Origin of the sequence: Pseudoflavonifractor sp. An85 (assembly GCF_002161235.1) — a bacterium.
Classification (GTDB): Bacteria; Bacillota; Clostridia; order Oscillospirales; family Oscillospiraceae; genus Enterenecus.
On the sequence record NZ_NFHE01000021.1, the window covers coordinates 17,405 to 38,840 of the forward strand.

General features: G+C 53.7%; 19 protein-coding genes and 1 riboswitch. Of the genes, 5 read left to right on the forward strand and 14 right to left on the reverse strand.

Features of this window, described 5'->3' with window-relative positions; genetic code table 11:
• Positions 1 to 249: 249 nt before the first annotated feature.
• Together B5G37_RS10180 and B5G37_RS10185 are read right to left on the reverse strand one after the other, a co-directional pair.
• The gene (locus B5G37_RS10180) at positions 250 to 987 is read right to left on the reverse strand and encodes a hypothetical protein (protein ID WP_087257113.1); all 738 of its coding nucleotides are present in this window, start codon (positions 985 to 987) and stop codon (positions 250 to 252) included.
• Positions 984 to 1,895 (reverse strand): ABC transporter ATP-binding protein, encoded by a 912-nt coding sequence (locus B5G37_RS10185; protein WP_087257115.1) that lies wholly within the window; start codon positions 1,893 to 1,895, stop codon positions 984 to 986. Before B5G37_RS10185 ends, B5G37_RS10180 begins: the two co-directional genes overlap by 4 nt.
• 439 nt (positions 1,896 to 2,334) lie before the next feature.
• Here B5G37_RS10185 and B5G37_RS10190 point away from each other — a divergent pair, with 439 nt between their 5' ends.
• Entirely contained in the window at positions 2,335 to 2,943 is a 609-nt protein-coding gene (locus tag B5G37_RS10190; protein ID WP_087257118.1) for a uracil-DNA glycosylase family protein, read from the forward strand.
• A gap of 147 nt (positions 2,944 to 3,090) precedes the next feature.
• On the opposite strand, the gene thiC is transcribed toward B5G37_RS10190, so the two are convergent.
• On the reverse strand, positions 3,091 to 4,395 hold the full coding sequence (gene thiC / locus B5G37_RS10195; protein ID WP_087257119.1) for a phosphomethylpyrimidine synthase ThiC: 1,305 nt from the start codon (positions 4,393 to 4,395) through the stop codon (positions 3,091 to 3,093).
• Between the two features lie 83 nt (positions 4,396 to 4,478).
• Positions 4,479 to 4,584, reverse strand: a riboswitch (TPP riboswitch).
• Between the two features lie 70 nt (positions 4,585 to 4,654).
• Positions 4,655 to 6,349 carry an ABC-ATPase domain-containing protein gene (locus B5G37_RS10200; protein WP_087257122.1) on the reverse strand — a complete coding sequence of 565 codons (1,695 nt, stop codon included), beginning with the start codon at positions 6,347 to 6,349 and terminating at the stop codon, positions 4,655 to 4,657.
• Between the two features lie 159 nt (positions 6,350 to 6,508).
• Between B5G37_RS10200 and B5G37_RS10205 the strand changes: the two genes are divergently transcribed.
• The 4 genes from B5G37_RS10205 to B5G37_RS15580 all read left to right on the forward strand — a co-directional run bounded on the left by B5G37_RS10205 (position 6,509) and on the right by B5G37_RS15580 (position 9,538).
• Entirely contained in the window at positions 6,509 to 6,802 is a 294-nt protein-coding gene (locus B5G37_RS10205; protein ID WP_087257125.1) for a hypothetical protein, read from the forward strand.
• A gap of 127 nt (positions 6,803 to 6,929) precedes the next feature.
• The gene (locus tag B5G37_RS15225) at positions 6,930 to 8,171 is read left to right on the forward strand and encodes a choice-of-anchor A family protein (protein ID WP_087257127.1); all 1,242 of its coding nucleotides are present in this window, start codon (positions 6,930 to 6,932) and stop codon (positions 8,169 to 8,171) included.
• 70 nt (positions 8,172 to 8,241) lie between these two features.
• Positions 8,242 to 8,856: a hypothetical protein gene (locus B5G37_RS15575; protein WP_204217910.1), complete on the forward strand. Its 615-nt coding sequence runs from the start codon at positions 8,242 to 8,244 to the stop codon at positions 8,854 to 8,856.
• A 154-nt stretch (positions 8,857 to 9,010) separates the two neighbouring features.
• Positions 9,011 to 9,538 (forward strand): glycosyltransferase, encoded by a 528-nt coding sequence (locus tag B5G37_RS15580; protein ID WP_204217911.1) that lies wholly within the window; start codon positions 9,011 to 9,013, stop codon positions 9,536 to 9,538.
• 26 nt (positions 9,539 to 9,564) lie between these two features.
• Here the strand turns inward: B5G37_RS15580 and B5G37_RS10220 are convergent, their stop codons facing one another.
• From B5G37_RS10220 to B5G37_RS10265, 10 genes are all read right to left on the reverse strand, one after another.
• The gene (locus B5G37_RS10220) at positions 9,565 to 10,434 is read right to left on the reverse strand and encodes a DegV family protein (RefSeq protein ID WP_087257129.1); all 870 of its coding nucleotides are present in this window, start codon (positions 10,432 to 10,434) and stop codon (positions 9,565 to 9,567) included.
• A gap of 66 nt (positions 10,435 to 10,500) precedes the next feature.
• Positions 10,501 to 11,235 carry an NAD-dependent protein deacylase gene (locus B5G37_RS10225; RefSeq protein ID WP_087257132.1) on the reverse strand — a complete coding sequence of 245 codons (735 nt, stop codon included), beginning with the start codon at positions 11,233 to 11,235 and terminating at the stop codon, positions 10,501 to 10,503.
• A 117-nt stretch (positions 11,236 to 11,352) separates the two neighbouring features.
• Entirely contained in the window at positions 11,353 to 11,649 is a 297-nt protein-coding gene (locus B5G37_RS10230; protein WP_087257134.1) for a hypothetical protein, read from the reverse strand.
• 3 nt (positions 11,650 to 11,652) lie between these two features.
• Positions 11,653 to 12,564: an oligopeptide/dipeptide ABC transporter ATP-binding protein gene (locus B5G37_RS10235; protein ID WP_343229711.1), complete on the reverse strand. Its 912-nt coding sequence runs from the start codon at positions 12,562 to 12,564 to the stop codon at positions 11,653 to 11,655.
• A gap of 110 nt (positions 12,565 to 12,674) precedes the next feature.
• Positions 12,675 to 13,832 carry an ABC transporter ATP-binding protein gene (locus tag B5G37_RS10240; RefSeq protein ID WP_087257138.1) on the reverse strand — a complete coding sequence of 386 codons (1,158 nt, stop codon included), beginning with the start codon at positions 13,830 to 13,832 and terminating at the stop codon, positions 12,675 to 12,677.
• A gap of 15 nt (positions 13,833 to 13,847) precedes the next feature.
• A complete protein-coding gene (locus B5G37_RS10245) occupies positions 13,848 to 15,398 on the reverse strand; it encodes an ABC transporter permease (protein ID WP_087257140.1) in 1,551 nt (516 codons plus the stop codon).
• A gap of 16 nt (positions 15,399 to 15,414) precedes the next feature.
• Positions 15,415 to 16,401: an ABC transporter permease gene (locus tag B5G37_RS10250; RefSeq protein WP_087257143.1), complete on the reverse strand. Its 987-nt coding sequence runs from the start codon at positions 16,399 to 16,401 to the stop codon at positions 15,415 to 15,417.
• 220 nt (positions 16,402 to 16,621) lie between these two features.
• Positions 16,622 to 18,877, reverse strand: coding sequence for an ABC transporter substrate-binding protein (locus tag B5G37_RS10255; RefSeq protein WP_087257146.1), 2,256 nt, complete (start codon positions 18,875 to 18,877; stop codon positions 16,622 to 16,624).
• Positions 18,878 to 19,145: 268 nt separating this feature from the next.
• Positions 19,146 to 19,688, reverse strand: a complete 543-nt coding sequence (locus B5G37_RS10260; RefSeq protein ID WP_087257148.1) for a hypothetical protein — start codon at positions 19,686 to 19,688, stop codon at positions 19,146 to 19,148.
• A 5-nt stretch (positions 19,689 to 19,693) separates the two neighbouring features.
• Positions 19,694 to 21,400 (reverse strand): M3 family oligoendopeptidase, encoded by a 1,707-nt coding sequence (locus B5G37_RS10265; RefSeq protein WP_087257150.1) that lies wholly within the window; start codon positions 21,398 to 21,400, stop codon positions 19,694 to 19,696.
• Positions 21,401 to 21,436: the final 36 nt, after the last annotated feature.

A 21,436-nucleotide genomic window follows, 5' to 3' on the forward strand; every position in this document is an offset into this window, starting at 1 on the left:
CAACCCGGGAAAACTGCGCAACGCAAAAGCACAGTTTTCCCGGTTTCTCTCGTCACACTGGGGGAGTATCTCCCCTCCCAAAGATAGCCGTTGATCTGACTGACACATTCAGTTTCTGGCCTGTATCGAGTGAGCCGGACTGAAGCGAATGCTTCTCTTTTCGGCTCTACAGGCTTTTGCTCTGTGTCCCGCATCTCATGGGTAATGTAAGGATATGTATTCAGTGTCGTTTTCGAGGATACCTGTAACTCACTTGATATCCTGATACTTCAAAAGTCTAAACCCTGTAACAACAGATAAAATAAGATAACCGCTCAACACAACGAAGCACAGCAAAAATGATGATAAATCATTTGACGCCGCATAAACAGATGGCATATGGGTAGAGATTTTGAAAAAATCCAGATCCAAGTTTACTTTAAAAAAGCCAAAGATCTTCTCTAAAATTTGTGGGACATTTGGAATAACAAGGCCAAAAATAACCCCTGTAATTGCATTTCTGGTGAGAGTTGTCATCGTAATCGCAAAGCTGATGTGTGCCATCACAAACAGAATGCGTGCGATTATGGAAAGAACATAGTAACCGGGATAAAGAACGGTCCCCATGCCAAATCTGCTGCTTGCAAGAGCTCCTGTAACGATACCGCTTATCAGCATGACCAATACATATAAAGTGGATATTGTAAAAACGATGGAAAGATAGTATTTATTCTTCGCGACACCTCGTCCTATGATCGTTTTCATTACACCAGAATGATAAGCTTCCGCAACCATATTTGCCGTTAACAACATGAAGGCATAGAGAATGATATCTCCACCTAAAAATGTACCAATCAAGCTATCCACACCCGTAACAGGGCTGAATTCAGCTTCTAACGAAGAGATCCGGATGGATATAATCAGAAAAATAAAACTGAGAGCAAGACATCCAAAAAAGAAATAGTCTTTTTTAAGCTGATAAAGATGTCCACGGATTAGATTTTTCATACCGCCTGCCCTCCGGAAAGTTTTTCTACAAAAAATTTCTCAACGTCTTCATCGTTTGTCCCCAAACCACACACTCGCACTTTATGCTCCACCAGGAATTGGTTAAGATCCGCTGGATCGATTTTCTCATGGAGACGTAAGCTTTGGTTGGAAAGGACCTCGCATCGCACATCCGGATAGCGGGATGCAATGAGTGTTTTGGCACCTTCAAAGTGTTCCGGCTCAACCGTAACCTGGACACCGCTGCTGCATGCACGTTCCAGCGTTTCTTTGCTGAACTCATCAATCAGACGTCCTCCATCACTAATCGCGTAATCTGTGGCCAGTTTATATAATTCACTTAAAATATGGCTGGCAATCAGGATGGTAGTGCCATTTTCACGATTTAACATCTCCAGCATTTTACGCATCTCATATACGCCTTCCGGATCCAGTCCGTTAATTGGCTCATCGAGAATGAGAAAATCGGGATTTCCCAGTAATGAAATTGCAATACCCAATCGTTGCTTCATCCCCAGCGAAAATTGACACGCTTTCTTTTTCCCAGCGTTTTGCAATCCAACTATTTCCAGTATTCTGTGATGATCTTGAGATTGGATGTCAAACAGAAGCGAAAAATAGCGCAAATTTTCCAATGCTGTCATGTTCTCGTAGATGCCCGGTTTTTCAATCAGCATTCCCATGTTATTCCGTACTGCATCATCATTTGATTTCCCCAACAAAGTATAACTGCCTTCACTCTGCTGCGTTAAGCCGCAGATAATACGCATAAGTGTGGTCTTTCCGGCTCCGTTTTTTCCCACTAAGCCATAGATTGACTTTTTTGGCACATGAATGCTCACGCGATCCAGAACAGTTTTTGTTCCGTAGACTTTTGACAGGTTATCTGTTTGCAAAATATATTCCATATCATTGTCACCTTTATAGAATTTAAAAGTCCCTTATCTGCTTTTAAAGATACTCCTCGAGTTCCTAACAAACAGGTTGATCAGCTATTATTTTCAGAATACAACGGTTCGTTTCACGTCTTGTTCTCCCGACCATATCTTGATTAGGTTCTGAGATTATATCACAGCCAATAGAAAAAGCTTATGAATACTTTCTTAAGGTTTTTTAATTTTGGGAAGAGAAATGTTTTTTGTTTACAGTCCCTCAATCTCTGAATCATGTACCATGCAGAAATCACTTGTCTCCTCCCGGCCTCAGAGTTAAAATAAAGGTTAGAAAGTCGGCAAGATTGCAAGGAACATGTTCCCTTTTGAATTCAAGAGGCCACTGAATCCAAAAATGTCTCTGATTCAGTAGGTGGTATCTTTCCCCTTAGATATTAGCAAAGGAGGAACTTTTGTGATACGTTCGATCCATCCCTATGAGCCCTATATCCCAGAAAACGCCACAAAGCTCATCATCGGAACCATGCCGCCTTTTCGCTTTTGTGTTTCCGGTAAGAGAAGCTTATTTGCAAATGATGTAGATTTTTATTATGGATCAAAAGATAACGCCTTTTGGAAGCTACTATCCGAAGTGACTGGCGTTACGCTGGATTTTGTCAATTCTCCAGATGCCGTCAACCAAAGAAAGCAGCTATTGATGAATTTACACATGGGTATTACCGATATTGTAGGAAGCTGTATTCATCACAACGGGAAAGCCGATGATACCTCTCTTCTGGCCATCGAAGTAAAACCATTGGACAAGTTGCTTTTAGATCATCCCAATATTCAAGAGTTGGTTTACACAAATAGAGGTGAAGTAAAAAAATATATCAATCTTTTTTTTGCGGATAAGGGGTATCACAATCGAGCAAGAGAAAACGAAACCAAGGAAAGTGTCTTCATCAACGGCAAAAAATACGCTGTTACCCAACTGTACTCGCCCTCCCCCAACGCCTTGCGAAGCGTCAGTACAGAAAAACGCCTCCAACAATACAAGAGCTTTTTCCAAGATACCCTGTAGCACAGATGATTTGCCTACCGCAGCTTAAACCCATGCAATGGAATTTTATGTATCATTGCGTCATGACTTAAATTTCACCCTTTTAAAAGCAACTAGGGGATACCTCTTTCCATCCCAGGAAGGTATCCCCTAGCTTTTATTTTATGGTTACAAAATGTCGATGTACTCCCCACTGAGGGCTTTGTTCATGCTGCGCACGGCACAGAACTTTCCGCACATGGAACAGCTGTCCTCGTGCTCCGGCGCCCGGTCATCCCGGATGCTCTTGGCGGTCTCCGGGTCAATGGCACACTCCCACTGCTTCTCCCAGTCGAAGGTGCGGCGAGCATCTGCCATGGCGTCGTCCAGGTCTCGGGCGTGGGGAATCTTCTTGGCAATGTCTGCGGCATGAGCGGCAATGCGGGAGGCAATGATCCCCTGCTTCACATCCTCCACATTGGGCAAAGCCAGGTGTTCGGCCGGCGTGACATAGCACAGGAAAGCTGCCCCCGCAGAGGCTGCCACAGCCCCGCCAATGGCGGCAGTAATGTGGTCATAGCCCGGGGCAATATCGGTGACAATGGGGCCCAGGACATAGAACGGAGCTCCCATGCAAATGGTCTGCTGCAGCTTCATGTTGGCCTCAATCTGGTCCAGAGGCATGTGGCCGGGGCCCTCCACCATCACCTGCACATCCTTGGCCCAGGCTCTCTTGGTCAACTCGCCCAGGCGCACCAGCTCCTCAATCTGGCACACGTCGCTGGCATCCGCCAGACATCCAGGACGGCAGGCATCACCCAAGGAGATGGTCACGTCGTACTCCCGGCAAATATCCAGAATCTCATCGAAGTACTCATAAAAGGGGTTCTCCTCCCCAGTCATGCTCATCCACGCAAAGACCAGAGAACCACCCCGGGAGACAATGTTCATCTTCCGCTTGTGAGTTTTGATCTGGTCGATGGTCTTGCGGGTGATGCCACAGTGGAGGGTGACAAAGTCCACACCATCCTGGGCGTGGAGCCGCACCACGTCGATGAAGTCCTTGGCAGAAAGGGTGGCCAGATCCCGCTGGTAGTGGATGACGCTGTCATAGACCGGAACGGTGCCAATCATGGCCGGGCACTCCTGGGTCAGCTTGCGGCGGAAGGGCTGTGTATTGCCGTGGGAGGACAGGTCCATGATGGCCTCTGCCCCCATGTTCACGGCCGCCATCACCTTCTGCATCTCAACATCATAGTCCTTACAGTCCCGGGATACCCCCAAATTGACGTTGATCTTGGTGCGCAACATAGAGCCCACGCCGTTGGGGTCCAGGCATGTGTGCAGCTTATTGGCGCAGATGGCCACTTGACCCTTGGCCACCAAATCCCGAATCTCCTCAGCGGTGCGGTATTCCTTGGCCGCCACCTTCTCCATCTCCGGGGTAATGATACCCTGCTTGGCCGCGTCCATCTGTGTGGTGTAGTTTCTCATCTCATCCAGTCCTTTCCGGTATATGCTGGGATGGAAGCGCCCACAGACATAAAAAACGGGGATACCAGATTTGGCATCCCCGCTGCGTACAGCTTACATCTCCCTACGTTGGCATTATCCAAATCAGGTTCGTGGGTCGAAGGTCGCACCTTCCTCTCAGCCTGTATACAAGCTCCCCGTATTCCATTGTCCTGGGTGGCGACTCCACCCCGACCTATTTCATTATACACCCATTTTCGCAGTGAAGCAAGGCAATCTTTCATCCCATTTGCAATGCCCGGTACCGATTAAAGCAGGCAAAGAGTTCTTGGGTTCGAGGACGGGCTAAAAATGCTGTCTCATTCAGCGCCCCCAGCCCATTTTTCTCCATCAGCCGGTCCAACTCTTCCACCACCTGCTGCAAGGTATGTTTTCCGTCCAACAGGTGTTGCTGGGCGTACACCACGCAGTAGCCCAGGGCCGTGAGCTGTTCGGAATCCACCAGCTGCTCCACATGGCGCAGGTCGATGGTCTCCCGGTTGATGGAAACTCCGTCTCTCCCCATGGGTTTAAGTTTTATGCGTTCCCCACGGCGGAACTCACTTCCCTGCTTGGGACAGCGGTGGAAATTGGGCGTGGGGGCGATCTCCAACTTCTCACGGGCCACTGGGAAGGCTTCCGCCTCCCGCTTGGCCAGCTCTGTAATGTCCCGAGGCACATATCGGTCCATCTGAATGATGTGCTGGGCCGCGTGAAAATACGACCCGGAACTGCCTGCCACTAAGATGGTGGACACCCCATGTTGGTGGTACAGCTCCTCCACCCGCTCCAAAAATGGGGTGATGGGCTCCATGGTCCGGTGAATCACCCGTTGCATCAGCTCGTCCCGCACCATAAAGTTGGTGGCGCTGGTGTCCTCATCCATGAGCAAAACCCCTGCCCCGGCCTCCATGGCCTCCACTACACTGGCTGCCTGGGAGGTGCTGCCGCTGGCATCCTCCGTGGAAAAGCATCGGGTATCCTTGCCATTGGGCAAATCGTGGATGAACATGGAGATATCCGTCTGGGTGATGCTACGGCCATCCTCGGCCCGAATTTTCACCGCCGTGTGGTCAGTGATCACATACTCCCGTCCATCCCCAGCAATGTGATTGTAGACCCCCAACTCCAAAGCCCTGAGCAAGGTGGACTTTCCGTGGTAACCACCTCCCACAATGAGGGTGATGCCCTGGGGAATGCCCATACCAGTGATCGTTCCCCGGTGGGGTAACTTCATGGTTACTTCCCATTCCGGGGGTGACTGAAAGGGGACACTTCCCTTCATGGGCAGCTGGGAAATGCCAGAGGCTCGAGGTAGTACGCTGCCATTGGCCACAAAGGCGCACAGTCCCAGCCGGAGAAGCTGATCCCGGATATACTGCTGGTCCTCCGCCAGGTACACCACCTCTTGCAGCCGCTTTCCGTCCAGATTCCGGTACAGCAAAGACTGCTCCACGCATTGGGGTAGCAAATCAAAGAGAATTTTGCTCAGCTCCCGGGCGTCAATGGTGCGGCCTCGGGCAGGAAATCCCACCTCAAGACGCAACACCACGTCTCCTGTGGCGGGATGGATGACACAAGCGGTGCGCTCCAGCACCTCCTGTCCACAGCGGGAAATGGAGATAAGACCGCTGTGGCCCGATCCTCTGGCCACCCCAGATGCTTGGGACGCCTTCCGGGCAAACAGCCTGGTAAGCATGTCCTGTAAAGCGATGCGCTGACAGGGCTGGGCGTAGAGCTGTGGAGGGAATCCGGCCTTCTTCCCTGGAACACGAATGCTCAGCTTGGACGGCGCAGCAAAGGGGTCTCCCTGCACGTGGTCAATGGCCAGCACATATTGGGGAAACTGGTAAGCCCCCCTGGTATCCTTGTAGGCGGGATAACTGCGGCCATCGATGCGGGCCAAAAGCTGTTGGAGCTGCGTGGCAGTTTGCATGAGTCTTTCCTCCGGTGTCATGGTTTTCTTATAGTATACGTCACCGGGCTTGAATCTTCAACTCCACTGGATCGCTCCAATTTTCCAGTCACATTTCCAGACCACCGTGCATAGGATTGCGTGTGCGCAAGCTTAGTAATCAAATGGAGTTGATATCATATGGGAATGCCAGTCATTACACCCAGCAACACCACTCGAACCCAGGCCATTACCGACATCATCCAGTCCGTCGCTTTGCAGGAGACTGCCCTGTCCCACATCCTCAACGCTGAGGGTGAGAAAATTCAGAAGATGGTAGCCATGAAGGATGTCTCCGCCGAAGTTTTGCTGGCCACCAACAAGTCTGTGGAGTCTATGGTGAATGCTGTGTCCAGGCTGGAAATGATTCTCCATTCGAAATTGGCCATTTTCCAGGACTGCCTGTGCGAAAAGGTCGATAAACCCATGGAATAACCCGCATCAGGATGGAACTTCCCCAGGAAGTTCCATCCTTTTTGTGGACACCGTCCTCTCATTAGGTGCATATACTGCACCGCGGGGCATGTACGCCCCCATCATTTTTGTCCAGGAGGCTTAAAGCATGGCAACAAACTTTGGCCTAGCCAAGGATTATAACGTATTCGTCTTCGGTGATCTGACCCTGAGCAACACCGACGCAGAGGGTCGGGTGGCTGTAGGCGGCAACGCAACCCTGAGCAACTACGGCGTTGGCGCCAGCATTTCTCCCCTTCCCCCTGCCAACACCGATCCGTCCTTTGTCATCGGTGGAACTGTAAACGTCACCAACGGTTCCAATGCCAGCGGGAACACCGTCATCAGTCCCACCAGCACCGTCATCAACTACACCATGGGAAACCCCAACGGTTCCCTCATTGTCGGCACTCCCATCGACTTTGTGGAAGCCGAACGGTATCTGACCTGCGCCTCGGTGTTTTGGGCCACTCTGGAGCCCAACGGCGTGGGAGAAGTGGTGTTTGGGCAGCTGAATCTCACTGCCACCGATCCCATTTTAAACATCTTTACCTTTGAGAGCACCGATATCTACGGGACCGGGCTGGCCCTCAACCAGCTCAATGGCATCAACATCATCGCTCCCGTGGAGTCCACCATTCTCATTAACATCACCGGCCCCAGCATCCAGTATGGCAGCTATCAAATTTTCCGTAACGGCACGGCTGCCTCCCGTGACAATGCCAAACGAATCGTGTGGAACTTTCCCGAAGCTCTGACCTGGTCTAACAGCACCACCGCCATCTACGGCTCTGTGCTGGCCCCCTTCGCCGATGCCACCACCACCTTCAGCCAGATCAACGGCAACATCATCTTCGCCTCGTTTACCGGCAACGCAGAAAGTCACAACGAGCTGTTTGAAGGGGAACTGCCCGAGGCTACGGTGTGCCTACTGCCCACCACTAGCACATCCACCAGTAGCACTACCAGCAGTACTACCAGCAGCACCACCAGCAGCAGTACCACCAGTAGTACCACCAGTAGTACCACCAGTAGTACCACCACAACGACCACTACCACCACGGGCTCCACCTCAACCACCACCACCTCCACCCCCATCCCGGACCTGCGTTGTCAGGCCATTACGGATTTGTTTGAGTCGGTGGCGTTGCAGCAGGCAGCTCTATCCCACATTCTCAACGCCGAGGGAGAAAAGCTGCAAAAGATTTTATCCATGGACGATCTCTCCCACGAGACCCTTTTGGCCACCAACCAATCGGTGGAATCCATGGTGAACTCGGTGGCCAATTTGGAGGCCACATTGAAAAGTAAGCTGGATTTGTTCCAGGATTGCACCTGCAACTGTCCGTAATCTCGTGATTTGGGGGCGTAACATTTCTGTGTTGCGCCCCCAGATTTGTTTCAAAAAGGAGTCAAACACCATGAAAGTCGCCATTCTCACCATGTTCACCGGGCTGTCCTCCACCTACTCTCTGGTCAACGTGGTGGCCGATCAATTATCCATGCTGTTGGAGCATGATATTCCAGTGAAAGTGTTGGTCAGTGAGACCTGCCCGGACCAGGCCCGCGCCGGCATCTTCGCCGATCCCCGCATTCAGTGGGTCAAAATCGTCAACACCCACCAAGGCGCCCCCATCACCTGGTACGACTACGCCCAGCCCACCGGAACGGTACACGAAACCTTCTTCCAAGAAGCAGACCTCTTTGCTCAGGATTTTGTCCGGCACCTTCAGGATGTGGATGTATGTATCCTCCATGACATTCTATACCAGGGCTGGCATTTGGTGCACAATGTGGCCATCCGTAAAGCCCAGGAGCAGCTCCCCCACATTCGGTTTCTCTCCTTTACCCACTCCCTCCCCGTCCCCCGGCCCAAGCACATAGAATCCCCCTTCTCCGCCCGCTTCTCCCCCATGCCCAATACCACCTTTGTCTACCCCACCCGTTCGGGACTTGGGGCGCTGGCGGGCAATATGGGGTCACCCAAGACGCCTGTGCTGCTGTACCCAATTCTCTGCCCTTACTGGAATCGTTGAGCCCAGAGGTTCATAGAATCGCTCAGAGCGTAAATTTGCTGCGTTCTGAGCTTCTCATCGTATACCCCGCCCGACTCACCACTGGAAAACGATTTGAAGCCGTGGCCGCGCTGGCTGGAGCCATCCACAGCCAGACCCAAAAACCGTTCAAGTGGTGTTCTGCGACTTTCCCAGTGCGGACATTCCCAGCCCCCTCTACAAGAAGATGATCCTCACCCATGGCCGCCAATATGGTTTGGCTCCCACAGACATGGTATTCACCTCAGACCTGGGCTTCCCCGATGGATTTCCTCGCACAAGCGTGCTGGAGCTGTTTGGCCTGTCCAATCTGTTCATCTGCCCATCCTATTCTGAATCCTTTGGCTTGACAGTATTGGAAGCCGCCAGTCGGGGCAACTATTTGGTGCTCAATGAAGCCGTTCCAGCCCTACAAGAGCTGGGCACCACTTTAGGCGCCTATTTTATGCGCTGGGATGCCAGAAACTTTGGCTTTGACACCCGAGAGACGTACCAGCCATCCCAACGCGCCTATTACCAGGAACACGGAGCCCGTATTGTCCAGGCCATGGAGCAGGATATCAGCTTGCGGGCCAAAACTCTGACCCGCACCCAATGCCATCCAGACCATATTTTTCACCGGTATTTGCTTCCTCTTCTGGAAGGCAAAAAAACGGCTCTGTGACCATTCACAGAGCCGTTTTTTCACTTTTAGATACGCACCGCACCCACGCCCAGTACGCCCGGGCCGGTGTGGCAAGCCACCGAGAGGGTGAGATCGGCGCATTCAATCTCCTCTTCCAGATGGAAATACTCCATCACCTGGGTCTTCCACTCCTCCCGAAGCTGATCGGAGACCTGACTACATGCGATTTTCACTGCCAAATGGCCGCTCTCGTACAGGGGCTTCAACCGACCATCCAACTCCTGTTGGAGTTTGTCCAGCATCATCACCCGAGCCGCCTTGACGCCACGCACCTTGCCCACAGCCTCCAGCTTGCCTTCGCCAATGGAGAGTACTGGCTTGATGTTCAACATGGCACCGGCAAAGGCCTCCACACCGGAAACCCGGCCGCCTCGCCGCAAATACTTCAAAGTGTCCACCATGAGGAAGATACTGGCGTCTGCCGCCTGCTCTTCCAGGGTTTCCCGGATGGTCTTGGCATCCATACCCTGCTTTACCATGGACATGGCATCCCGAACCGACTGGCACTGGGTTACAGAAATCCGACGGTTGTCCACCACCTGCACCTTTCCCTGGTAATCCTCCGCCATCATCCGTGCCGTGGCATAGGTGCTGCTCAGCCCTGCTGACATGGGAATGTACACCAACTGATCGTAGCCTCGGAGAATGCGGTTCCAAAGCTCCAGGGTGTCCGCCGGGGAAGGTTGGGAAGTGAACATCTCCGCTCCCGCCGTCAGGCGCTGATAGAAGTACTCCTGGCTCAAGTTCAGGCCTTCAAAGTACACCTTCCCATCAATGTTGATGGGCATGGGCACCACGTAAACGCCCATATGCTCTCCTTCAGCCACGCTAATTCCGCTGTTACTGTCGGTCACTACGGCAACTCTAGGCTTCATTGGTACTGTCTCCTTTACGCAGCGGTAAAATAATTACATCTATTATACCTGATTTTTACTTTTCTTTCAAGCGTCGAGGAGGGAAGAAATTTCCTCCATCACTTTCCCGATGGGCTCTCGAATCACCAGGCCCGCCCGCTGATCGTAACTGGTGGCATCTCGGTTGATGAGGGCCAGTCGATTTCCCCGGTAATACTCCAGCAGGCCCGCCGCCGGATACACCACCAGAGAAGTACCGCCCACAATCAGCAAGTCAGCATTTGCAATGGCCTCCACCGCCCCTTGGATGGTGCGTCCATCCAGACTTTCCTGGTAGAGTACCACGTCCGGTTTAATGATGCCGCCACAGTGTGGACAGTGGGGAACTCCCTCCCCCTGGGCAATCTGCTCCACCGGATAGGCGGCCCCGCAAGACATACAATAGTTGCGGTACACCGACCCGTGCAACTCATACACCTTCCGGCTGCCCGCTTTTTGGTGCAAACCGTCGATGTTCTGGGTCACCACCGCTTTCAACTTGCCCTGCTGCTCCCATTTGGCCAAGGTCAAATGGGCCGCATTGGGCTTCACATCCAGGCAGAGCATTTTATCCCGGTAGAACCGATAAAACTCCTGGGTATGGGACATGAAATAGTCGTGGCTGAGAATGGTCTCCGGCGGCAAGTCATAGTGCTGGTGATACAGTCCATCCTGGGAGCGAAAATCCGGAATACCACTCTCGGTGGACACCCCTGCCCCACCGAAAAACACCACGTTTTGGCTCTCTGCCACCCATTGGCTCAACATCTCAATCTGATTCATGGTAGTTTCCCCTCCTTGTGATTCTATCATACTCAAACATTCCAGATCCGTCAATGACGCTGGAAACAACAGACCCGCCGCATCACCCCAAGGGGTGTGCAGCGGGTCTGCATCATCTTATGTCCAAAGCCATAACAGCAGCGCAGTGAGCAATCCAAATCCCACCAGGTAGACCAAGCCAATGAGCAATCCCGCTCTCAGGGCTGCCCAGATATAGGCGCGTCGGTCCTCCCGGCTCATCTCGTTGCTTTCCCAAGGACGATCCTCCTTGGTCTGTTCCCCCACTTCCTGAGGAGGCGGAGTAGGCTTCGAGACGGAACCACCCAAGTGCATCAAATTAGGACGAGAGACATCGCTCATGTCCGCAATCACGCGGCCGTCATCATCTTCGTACTTCTTCGGCTTGCGTGCCATATCTTACTTGTCAAAGAGGTGGCAAACCACATAGTGGCCAGGCTCCACCTCACGCTGACAGGGAGCCTCCACCTTGCATCGCTCGGTGGCGTAGGGGCAGCGGGTGTGGAACTTGCAGCCGCTGGGAGGATTGGCGGGAGAAGGAATGGAGCCCTCCAGCACAATGCGGTTCATCTTGGCGTTGGGATCGGGCACAGGAATAGCGGAGAACAGAGCCTTAGTGTAGGGGTGCAGCGGATTGCGGAAGATGTCCACCGTATCGCCATACTCCACCAGGTTGCCCAGGTACATCACGCCCACGGAGTCGGAAATGTGCTCCACCACGGACAGGTCGTGGGAGATGAACAGGTAGGTCAGGTTGTACTGATCCTGCAGGTCCTTGAGCAGGTTGATGATCTGGGCCTGAATGGACACGTCCAGAGCGGATACTGGCTCATCGCACACCACGAACTCAGGGTTCAGAGCCAGAGCACGGGCAATACAGATACGCTGACGCTGACCGCCGGAGAACTCATGGGGATAGCGAGCCTTGTGGAAAGGCTGCAGACCGCAGTTATCCATGACCTTATCAATGTAGTCATTGTACTCAGCCTTGCTCACCAGCTTGTGCTCTCGCACTGCCTCACCGATGATTTCACCCACGGGAAGGCGGGGAGAAAGGCTGGAGAAGGGGTCCTGGAAAATGATCTGCATCTTGGTGCGCAGAGCACGCATCTCCTTGGGGTTCTTCTCATAGATCTCTTCGCCGTTGAAGAGCACCTGGCCGTCGGTCTTTTCGCCAGCCAAGCGGAGAATGGTACGACCGGTAGTGGTCTTACCACAGCCAGACTCACCCACCAGACCCATGGTGGTACCTCTCTTGAGGTTGAAGGTCACACCATCCACGGCCTTGACATGGCCCACGGTCTGACCCATACCACCCTTGATGGGGAAGTACTTCTTCAGGTGGTTGACCTGAAGAATGTACTGGGGATCGTACTCCACGGGAGTGAAGTCTCCCGTGACGATTTGACTCTTCTTTGCCATTAGACTTCACCTCCCTGGTTTTTCTTGTCGTAGTAACGATAGCAGGACACGAAATGAGTGGGGCTGAGCTGCACCTGGCAGGGATACTCACCGTTGCAGCCCTCCACGCACATCTCGCAGCGGTCCTTGAAGTAGCAGTAGTTGGGCATGTCGATGGGGTTAGGCACCTTGCCGGGGATAGAATAGAGCTTGTCCACCTGCTTGCCCACCACGGGCTTGGAAGCCATGAGGCCGATGGTGTAGGGGTGGGCGGGGTTGGAGAAGATCTCGTGTACGGTTCCCTTCTCCACCACACGACCGGCGTACATGACCACCACGTAGTCAGCCATCTCAGCAATGACGCCCAGGTCATGGGTGATGAACATGATGGAAGAGTTGATCTTATCCTTCAGGTTACGCAGCAGGTCCAGCACCTGAGCCTGGATGGTCACGTCCAGAGCGGTGGTGGGCTCGTCGGCGATGATCACCTTGGGGCTGCAAGCCAGAGCCATGGCGATACATACGCGCTGACGCATACCACCGGACAGCTCGTGGGGGTACATCTGGTACACACCCTGGCTGTTGGCGATGCCCACCATCTCCAGCAGCTGGATGGTGCGGGCCTTGATGTCCTCTTTGGTCTTGCCCTCACCGTGGTGCAGAGCGATGACCTCGTCCACCTGCTCGCCGATACGGAACACAGGGTTCAGGCTGGTCATGGGCTCCTGGAAGATCATGGACACATAGTTGCCACGAATCTTCTGCATCTGCTCGTTGGGCATCTTGGTCACGTCATAGGCCTTGTCGCCCATGTTCAGGCGAATCTCGCCCTCCACCACCTGGCCCTGGGGCCGCTGGAGCAGCTGCATCAGGGACAGGCTGGTGACCGACTTACCGCAGCCGGACTCGCCTACGACGCCCACGGTCTTGCCGATGGGCACTTCAAAGGACACGCCGTCTACGCTCTTCACCACACCGGCGTCGGTGTAGAAATAGGTGTGCAGGTTATCGAACTCCACAGCGTTGTTGGGATCGGCCATCTGGGTAAGGTACTCACTCTCGGGCACGTTCTTACGCTTGCGCTGCTTCTCAAAGGCATTGGTAATCCGGCGGTTCTCCTTGGCAATACGCCGTGCCTCCCGGCCGGAGAGATAGCCCTCTGCTTTTTTCTTAGCCATAGTCTCTCTCCTCTCTTAGCGCTTCATCTTGGGGTCAAAGGCATCGCGCAGACCGTCACCCACGAAGTTGAAGCCCAACACGGTGAGCAGCAGGCAGATACCAGCGGGAATCCACACGAACCAGTAGGAGGTCAATACGAAGGAGTTGGACACGTCGTTGATGATGTTACCCCAGGAAGCGAAGGGGAACTTGACGCCCAGACCCAGGAAGGACAAAGTGGCCTCAGTAATGATGGTGGAACCCAGGCTCATGGTGCAAATAACAATGAGCTGAGGAATGACGTTGGGAATCAGGTGGCGGAAAATACGCCGGGGAATGCTGATGCCGCAGGCCTCGGTAGCAGTCATAAACTCCTGCTCACGCAGAGAGAGGATCTGACCACGCACCATACGGGCAATACTGGGCCAACCCAGGAAGCCCAAAATCAGCATCAGGTAGAACATTCGCATGGTGGGGTCCACGCGCATGCCGTCCATGGCCGAACCCATAATAATGATCAAAGGCATGGAGGGAATGCAGTAGAAGATATCCACCACACGCATAATCAGGTTGTCAACCCACTTGCCGAAATAACCGGCCACGCCGCCCAGAACAATGCCCAGGAAGGCGGAGATAAACACAACAATGAAGCCAATGACCAGAGACACGCGGCCACCGTACATCAGACGGGTGAGCATGTCCATACCGTTGCGGTCAGTGCCCAGCCAGTGCTCCTTGCTGGGAGAAGAGTAGGTGTCAAACACCTGGGTCTCCTTCTCCTGCTTGATGGAGTAGCTTCGAGTGTCCGCATCGTACACCAGAGTGTAGTCGTAAGTGCCTTCCTCGTTGGTGAAGGTGAACTCCTCCTGGTCGGCCTCAATGGCCTCGGACAGCTGCTCCTTAAAATCACGGGTAAAGGTCACGCCGGAAACCTTGGACTGCACCACAAAGCGGCTGATATAAGCCACAGGAGTGCCAGCCTGGTTCACGCCGCCCATCTCATCCACAGTGTACTCCTTGCCACCAGCGGTAAAGGTCTGCTCCCCGTTGGTGTAGGCCTTCAGTGCAGCACGCTGGAAGTCAAAGCTGAGCTGAGTGGAAGTGTCTTCTGCATTGACGATGTCCTTATAGGCAATGGCCAGTACTGTGTTGCCCTGGGAGATGAGGTAGAAGTCCTCCCCTTCCTCGGCAATGGAATAGGTCACATCCTTATAATCAAAGGACGCCTCGTTCTTGGTGGCAGCAATCATAAACTGAGCCTGGAGCATACCGCTGAACTCCTGTCCATCTGCTACCGTGTAGCGGAAGGAGGTGTTCTCGGTCACAGCGGCATATTCCTTGGACTGATAGTCATAACGGTAGAACACGTCGTTTTCCTTATAGGGGCTGACAACGCCACCAATAAAGGAGAATACAAACATAACGGCCAGGATCACCAGGCCCACCACAGCCAGACGGTTGCGGAAAAAGCGCTTGGCTACCAGGGCACCGGGGGACAGAACTTTGACGCGGCGGTCATCGTTCAGAGAAAGCTGCTCCTGGGAGCCGCCCTCGTTCTGATGGTTCATTTTCTTCTCGTCAGACATGAAAGCGCCTCCTTTCTTAAGCGATACGCACGCGGGGGTCAACCACAGCGTACAAAATGTCGGAAATCAAGTTACCGGCCAGAGTCAACACAGCCATGAACAGCAGGTAGAACATAGAGAACGGAATGTCGCCAGCGGTCATAGCGGTGTAGGACGTATAACCAATACCCCAGATATTGTACAGAGTCTCGGTAATCAGAGCACCGGCAAACAGGCTGGGCAGAGAGCCACCCACAATGGTAACCAGAGGAATCAGGGTGTTGCGGAAGGCGTGATGATAAATAACCTTCTTCTCGCTCAGGCCCTTGGCACGAGCGGTGCGGATGTAGTCGGAGTTGAGCACTTCCAACATGTTAGTACGGGTATAACGCATCAGAGAGCCCACCTGAATCACCACCAGAGTGACAATGGGGAGCACCAAGTGGTGGGCCATATCAAAGAACTGACCCACAGCATCCAGCTGATAGAAATCACGGCCCGTCAGACCCACCAGATCAAACCAACCCAGCTTGACAGAGAAGATCAGCTTGAGCAGAGTGGCAAAGAAGAAGGTGGGCAGAGAGATACCAGCCAGAGCGAACACGCTGATGGCATAGTCAGCCTTGGAGTACTGCTTGGTAGCAGCGATGACACCCAGAGGGATGGCAATGATCAACTGAAGAATGAAAGCAATGCCGCCCATGACAAAGGAAATCCAGATGACGCTGGCAAACTTGTCCACCACAGGCACGGTGAACTTCCAGCTGTCGCCGAAGTTACCAGTGAGCAGGTTACCCAGCTGATGGAGGAAGCCAGGAATCAACGGCAGGTCCAAACCATACTGCCCTTCCAGTTGGGCCAGCCACTCGGAGTAAGGCTTGGCACCGGGGGCCATGGACAGCTGGCGAGCCATGGTCTCCACGTAAGAGCTGGGCAGGCAGCGCAGCAGTGTATAAATGATAAAGGATACAAAGAATAGAATGACAACTGATAGTAGGATACGCTTGATGATAAAATTTCGCATAGAATCCCCTCCGTATTTGATGGCGAGTCACGGGGGTTCGTGTCCTCGCAAGATGTGTCTGCCCCGTCCGCACATCAGGCAGCCCCTCCGGCAATGTTTCAACGAAGCGTCAGAACAGCCGCCTCATGTGCAGGGATGCACACGGTTGCCCTGCGGTATTGCACCGCAGGGCAACCGTGGTGACAAATCTACTTCTTGGTATGATTTGTGTCCCGAAAACTTAGTTCAGCTCCAGCTTCTCGATGTCGTTCTTCCAATCCCAATAAGTGGTGATATCGGGAGTGAGGGTGGAGATGTTCACACGCTCGGTGGAGAAGATGAAGCAGTTGGTGCGCTGATAGATGGGCAGCTCAACAGCCCAGTCCATCACGATGTCCAGAGCTTCCTTGTACATGGGGATACGGGCAGCCTGATCGGTGGTGCTGCGGGCAGCCACGATAATCTCGTCCAGATCAGGATCCTTGATGTCGTAGTTGTAGTTGGAGTTGCCCTGGCTGTGGTAGATCTGATACATGTCGGGGTCGGGAGTGGCCTGCCAAGCAGCGGCAAACAGCTCAGCGGTGCCGGCCTCCATCTGAGCGAACAGATCGGAGGAGTTGGCAATATCGGTCACGCGCAGCTCCATGCCGATCTCGGCCAGAGCCTCGGAAGCCAGAGAGCACATCATGAAGGAGGGGTGGTCACCCTTACCGCCGCCGCCGATGATCAGCTCGTAGCTCATCTTGGCGCCAGCGGGAGCAGCGGTGATCTTACCGCCCTCCACGGTGTAGCCAGCAGCCTGGAAGAAGCCCAGAGCGGCCTCCTTGGCAGCGGCATACTTCTCGTCATCGCTCATGCCATCGGTGTAGATGGGGTTGCCGTCCACGTCGGTGGAGAAAGCCACCTGATAGCCGGCGTCAGTGACCTTGGGAGCAGCCCAAGAAGTGTCGGAAATGGGGTAGTTGATGACGTTGGCAGCCTCACCATAGTAGGAGTCGATGGCCACGTCACGGTACACGGCCAGCACAGTGGCCAGACCCTTACGCAGGTTCTTGGAAGCCTCGGAAGCGGAGTCATTGCCCACGCGGACGTTGTCAGCGTTGATGCCCACATAGCCGTAGCCCAGGTTATCCACAGTGTTGATGGTGATCACGGAGCCGTTATAATCCTTGCTGCCGCCGTTGGCCTCAGCAATCTCCTCGATGGCGTCCACGGAGAAGGAAGGATCGGTGATGTCCAGGGTACCAGCCTTCACGCCGGAAATCTTATCGGCCTCGGTGGTCTCCTTGAAGTTGATGTTCTTGATCTTGGGCTCGCCCTTCCAGTAGTTCTCGTTGGCCTCGAGAGCGACAGTGCCGTTCTCATAGCTGACGAACTTGTAGGGGCCAGCGCCCATGGGCTCGGAGCTCTTAGCGCGCACAGAGGACAGGTCGCCCTTGGGGAAGCCGAACTGGTTGTTCTCGTAGTCGTACTTGTCCTCGGAACCATAGTAGTGCATGGGAGCCACGAACAGAGACAGCTGATAGATGGTGGTAGCATCCAGGCTGGTGGTCACCAGACGCATGGACATATCACCGGTCTTCTGAATACCAGAGATATTGGGAGCAGACTCACCAGTGGCCACGTTGACGGTGTAGTAGTTGTACACGTCCTCGGGGATCAGGTCAGCCAGTTTGGTACCAGCGGTCTCAGCCTCCATGGAGCTGAAGTTCCAGCCATACTGGTTGCCCATGGCCAGAGCGAAGTCCTTCACAGTGGCGTCAGCCTCCAGCTCGAAGCCCCACTGAGCAGCAGCGGCGGCCACGGACAGAGTGTCATCCTCCACGGCGGTCTTCACATAGTCCACGATCTCCTGGCAGTACTTCACCAGGCCGTCGTTGATGGCGTTCCAGAAAGCAGTCTGCTGCTCCTGGGTCACGAAGGTAAAGTCGGTGTTGTTCTCACCCAGCTGACCCAGCAGAGCGGACAGAGTCACGTTGTTCTGACGGTACTCGTTCATACCCATGATGGGCTGACCGTACAGAGTGGAGCTGCCGTCATAGGTGGGGTCACACAGGACGTACATGGAGAAGATCACGTCGTCAATGTCCAGCTCGTGGCCATCGGAGAACTTCACGCCGTCCTTCAGGGTGATGTCGTAGTACACGGTGCCGTCAGCGTTCTGGGTAATCTCAATGTCAGAGATGCCAGTGTAGGTGTACTCGGTGCCGTTGTACTCCTTGGTCTCGCCCTCGATGCCCTTGAGGATCATAGCGCCCTCGCGGTCAGCGCCAGCCAGCTGCAGCTGGTTGAGGGTCACGATGTTTCCATCGTAAGCAGAGGTGTAGAAGAAGGGAGAGAACTTGCCGTCGTAGTTGCCGTCACCAACCACCAGAGTACCGGTGTTGGAGCCGCCGGACGGGTTATCTGTGTTGCTCTTGTTGCCGCAAGCAGAAAGCAAACTCAGAGTCATCACAGACGCCATGCCCAGCGCAAGCACTTTTTTGGTGCTTTTCATGTAGAGATTCCTCCTTTTATAATATTGAACAAAGAGAACTTTGAATCCTCCCAGCTCACAAGGAAATATACCAGTCTCTGTCTCTCTCTCACGGAAACTGGTTTTGCAACTTCATCTGCTGAATCTTTCAATTTTTTCGCCCAAGTGTCCACGCCAAGCGGTCAAATGTTTTTTCAGCAGATTTTGCAAAGACTATTCTATTATGTTTTGCCCGAATTGTCAACGAGAACATCCTGTGATATCTCACAAATTTTCGTGCTTTATCACATTAAACGGACCACTTCCACCGAATTTCCATTCGTCTCCACACGGCGGAACAGACAAAAATCACAATCAAAAGGCCTAAAAATGCAAAATTGCAGAAAGAACATCCCTCTTGCAAGCCATGCAGCACCAGATAGCAAATTTGTCCACAGAGTGTGCACATTGACAAAATCATGGCCAGTATGGTGCGCACAGGAAGCTGCTTGACGGTTGTATCATAGACGTATTCCCGCAGTGGATTGCCCCAGTAGGCCATGCGGCACACTGCCCACACCTGGGAAGCCACCGCCAAAACCGTGAGCATGAAGGGCAGCAACACATACCAGGTATTGCTCAGAGCCGGCACCGGCATGAAGCCGCACACCAGTGCCGCCACCGTCGATCCAGCGGTGAGGACAATGCGGCGGCGCATACTCTCCCGATAGGTGACCTCCGTCTCCTGGAAGGTAAAGTAGCGGCCCGTGTAGGCCAGTTCCCCCCCTGCCCCAGGTGCAAACTGGGAGGCCTTGGAGTAGCGGTTCCAGCGCTTTCGTTTTTTCTCAGCCATAGCGCTTAGGCGATTCCGCTCATGTCAAAGTGCTCCAGCCAGTTCTTGGCCGAGGCACACACCCGCTGCAAGCAGCTCTCTTCGAAGGGGCTGTCCAAGCCAGCACGCTCCAGCAAGGTGGTGAACACCTGACTGCCACCCTGACGGGTGTAGGCCATGTAGTGCTCCCAAGCCTCGCCCAGGTCCTCCTGGATCTTATCCCAAAACTGCAGAGCCACCGTCTGGGCCAGGCAGTAATCAATATAATAGAAGGGGCTGGAATAAATGTGGTGCTGACGCTGCCATCCCTCACCCTCGCTATAGAAGGGAATCTCCCCGTCCAACTTCATCCAGGGCATATACACCCCCAGCAGTTCCTTCCACTTCTGGTGACGCTGGGCAGGGGTCATCTCCGGGTGGGCATACACCTCATGCTGGAAGTGGTCCACCATGGTGCCGTAGGGGATGAAAGTCAAAGCACTGGACAGGTGGCTGTAGTGGAACTTGCGGGTATCCTCCCCGAAGAAGCCATGGGCCCAAGGCCACGCAAAGAACTCCATGGACATGGAGTGTACCTCGCAGGCTTCCATGCTGGGCCAGATATACTCAGCGGGAATGCGGTCCCGGTTAAGCCAAGCATCAAACGCGTGGCCTGCCTCGTGGGTCACCACCTCTACGTCTCCCTGGGTGCCGTTGAAGTTGGCGAAGATGAAGGGCACCTGGTAGTCCAGAATGCTGGTGCAATAGCCGCCGCCAGCCTTACCCTCCGTGGAGAGCACATCCAGCAACTCCCCATCCAGCATGGTGCGGAAAAACTCGCTGGTCTCCGGGGACAGCTGGTCGTAGAACTTCTTCCCCTGCTCTAAAATATCCTGGGCACTGCCACAAGGGCGGGGATTGCCGGAGCGGAACTCCAGAGCGTTGTCGGCAAAGCTCATGGGGTATTCCTTGCCCAGACGCTTGGCCTGCTCTTTGTAGATACCATCCGCCACAGGCACCAGATACTTTACCACAGCCTGACGGAACTTCTCCACGTCTTCCTTGGTGTAACAGTTGCGGCCCATCCGGTAATAGCCCAGGGTGGTGTATCCCTCGTAGCCCAGCTTCTTGCCCATCTCATCCCGGAGATGTACCAGCTGATCGTACAGGCTGTCCAGCGCCTCCTGGTTGTCCTTGTACCACTGCCCCTCTGCCTTCCAGGCATTGAGACGACGGATATCGTCGGCATCACTCTTGAAAGGAGTCATCTGAGACAGGGTGTACACCCCGCCCTCAAAGGGGATCTGGGCAGAAGCCAACAGCTTCTCATACTCCTGGGTCAGGTCATTTTCCTTCTGCATCAGCTCAATGATGTCAGGCGAGAAGGTCTTCAGAGCAATCTCAGCATTGACAAACATCAGGTCTCCAAACTCCTGAGAAAAGTCTCCGCGGAAGGGAGAGTGGAGCATGGCCTGGTTCCAAGCCTGCTGATACTCCTGCAACTGGGGGCCAGCTGCATTCCAGAACTTCACTTCTTCATCATAAAAGGTGTCCCGGGTATCAATGGAGTGGCGGATATTGGCCAGAGTGCTCATGGTGTCGGTGTGGCGGTTGATACGGTCCATCTCCACAAATACCTGACGGGCCACATCATAGCTGTCCGCAGCCTTCAGCTTCTCCACCTGCTGCGCCATTTCCCCTTTCAAGTGTTCCAAATCCGGTCTCTGATATTCCATCTGAGAAAACTTAACCATAACAGGTTCCTCCTTTATCAATTATGTAGTCAGGGC

Coding starts and splice junctions, on each gene's coding strand:
- B5G37_RS10180 (WP_087257113.1), bottom strand. CDS start 987: ATGAAAAATCTAATCCGTGGACATCTTTATCAGCTTAAAAAAGACTAT.
- B5G37_RS10185 (WP_087257115.1), bottom strand. CDS start 1,895: ATGGAATATATTTTGCAAACAGATAACCTGTCAAAAGTCTACGGAACA.
- thiC (WP_087257119.1), bottom strand. CDS start 4,395: ATGAGAAACTACACCACACAGATGGACGCGGCCAAGCAGGGTATCATT.
- B5G37_RS10200 (WP_087257122.1), bottom strand. CDS start 6,349: ATGCAAACTGCCACGCAGCTCCAACAGCTTTTGGCCCGCATCGATGGC.
- B5G37_RS10205 (WP_087257125.1), top strand. CDS start 6,509: ATGGGAATGCCAGTCATTACACCCAGCAACACCACTCGAACCCAGGCC.
- B5G37_RS15225 (WP_087257127.1), top strand. CDS start 6,930: ATGGCAACAAACTTTGGCCTAGCCAAGGATTATAACGTATTCGTCTTC.
- B5G37_RS15575 (WP_204217910.1), top strand. CDS start 8,242: ATGAAAGTCGCCATTCTCACCATGTTCACCGGGCTGTCCTCCACCTAC.
- B5G37_RS10220 (WP_087257129.1), bottom strand. CDS start 10,434: ATGAAGCCTAGAGTTGCCGTAGTGACCGACAGTAACAGCGGAATTAGC.
- B5G37_RS10225 (WP_087257132.1), bottom strand. CDS start 11,235: ATGAATCAGATTGAGATGTTGAGCCAATGGGTGGCAGAGAGCCAAAAC.
- B5G37_RS10230 (WP_087257134.1), bottom strand. CDS start 11,649: ATGGCACGCAAGCCGAAGAAGTACGAAGATGATGACGGCCGCGTGATT.
- B5G37_RS10235 (WP_343229711.1), bottom strand. CDS start 12,564: ATGGGTCAGACCGTGGGCCATGTCAAGGCCGTGGATGGTGTGACCTTC.
- B5G37_RS10240 (WP_087257138.1), bottom strand. CDS start 13,832: ATGGCTAAGAAAAAAGCAGAGGGCTATCTCTCCGGCCGGGAGGCACGG.
- B5G37_RS10245 (WP_087257140.1), bottom strand. CDS start 15,398: ATGTCTGACGAGAAGAAAATGAACCATCAGAACGAGGGCGGCTCCCAG.
- B5G37_RS10250 (WP_087257143.1), bottom strand. CDS start 16,401: ATGCGAAATTTTATCATCAAGCGTATCCTACTATCAGTTGTCATTCTA.
- B5G37_RS10255 (WP_087257146.1), bottom strand. CDS start 18,877: ATGAAAAGCACCAAAAAAGTGCTTGCGCTGGGCATGGCGTCTGTGATG.
- B5G37_RS10260 (WP_087257148.1), bottom strand. CDS start 19,688: ATGGCTGAGAAAAAACGAAAGCGCTGGAACCGCTACTCCAAGGCCTCC.
- B5G37_RS10265 (WP_087257150.1), bottom strand. CDS start 21,400: ATGGTTAAGTTTTCTCAGATGGAATATCAGAGACCGGATTTGGAACAC.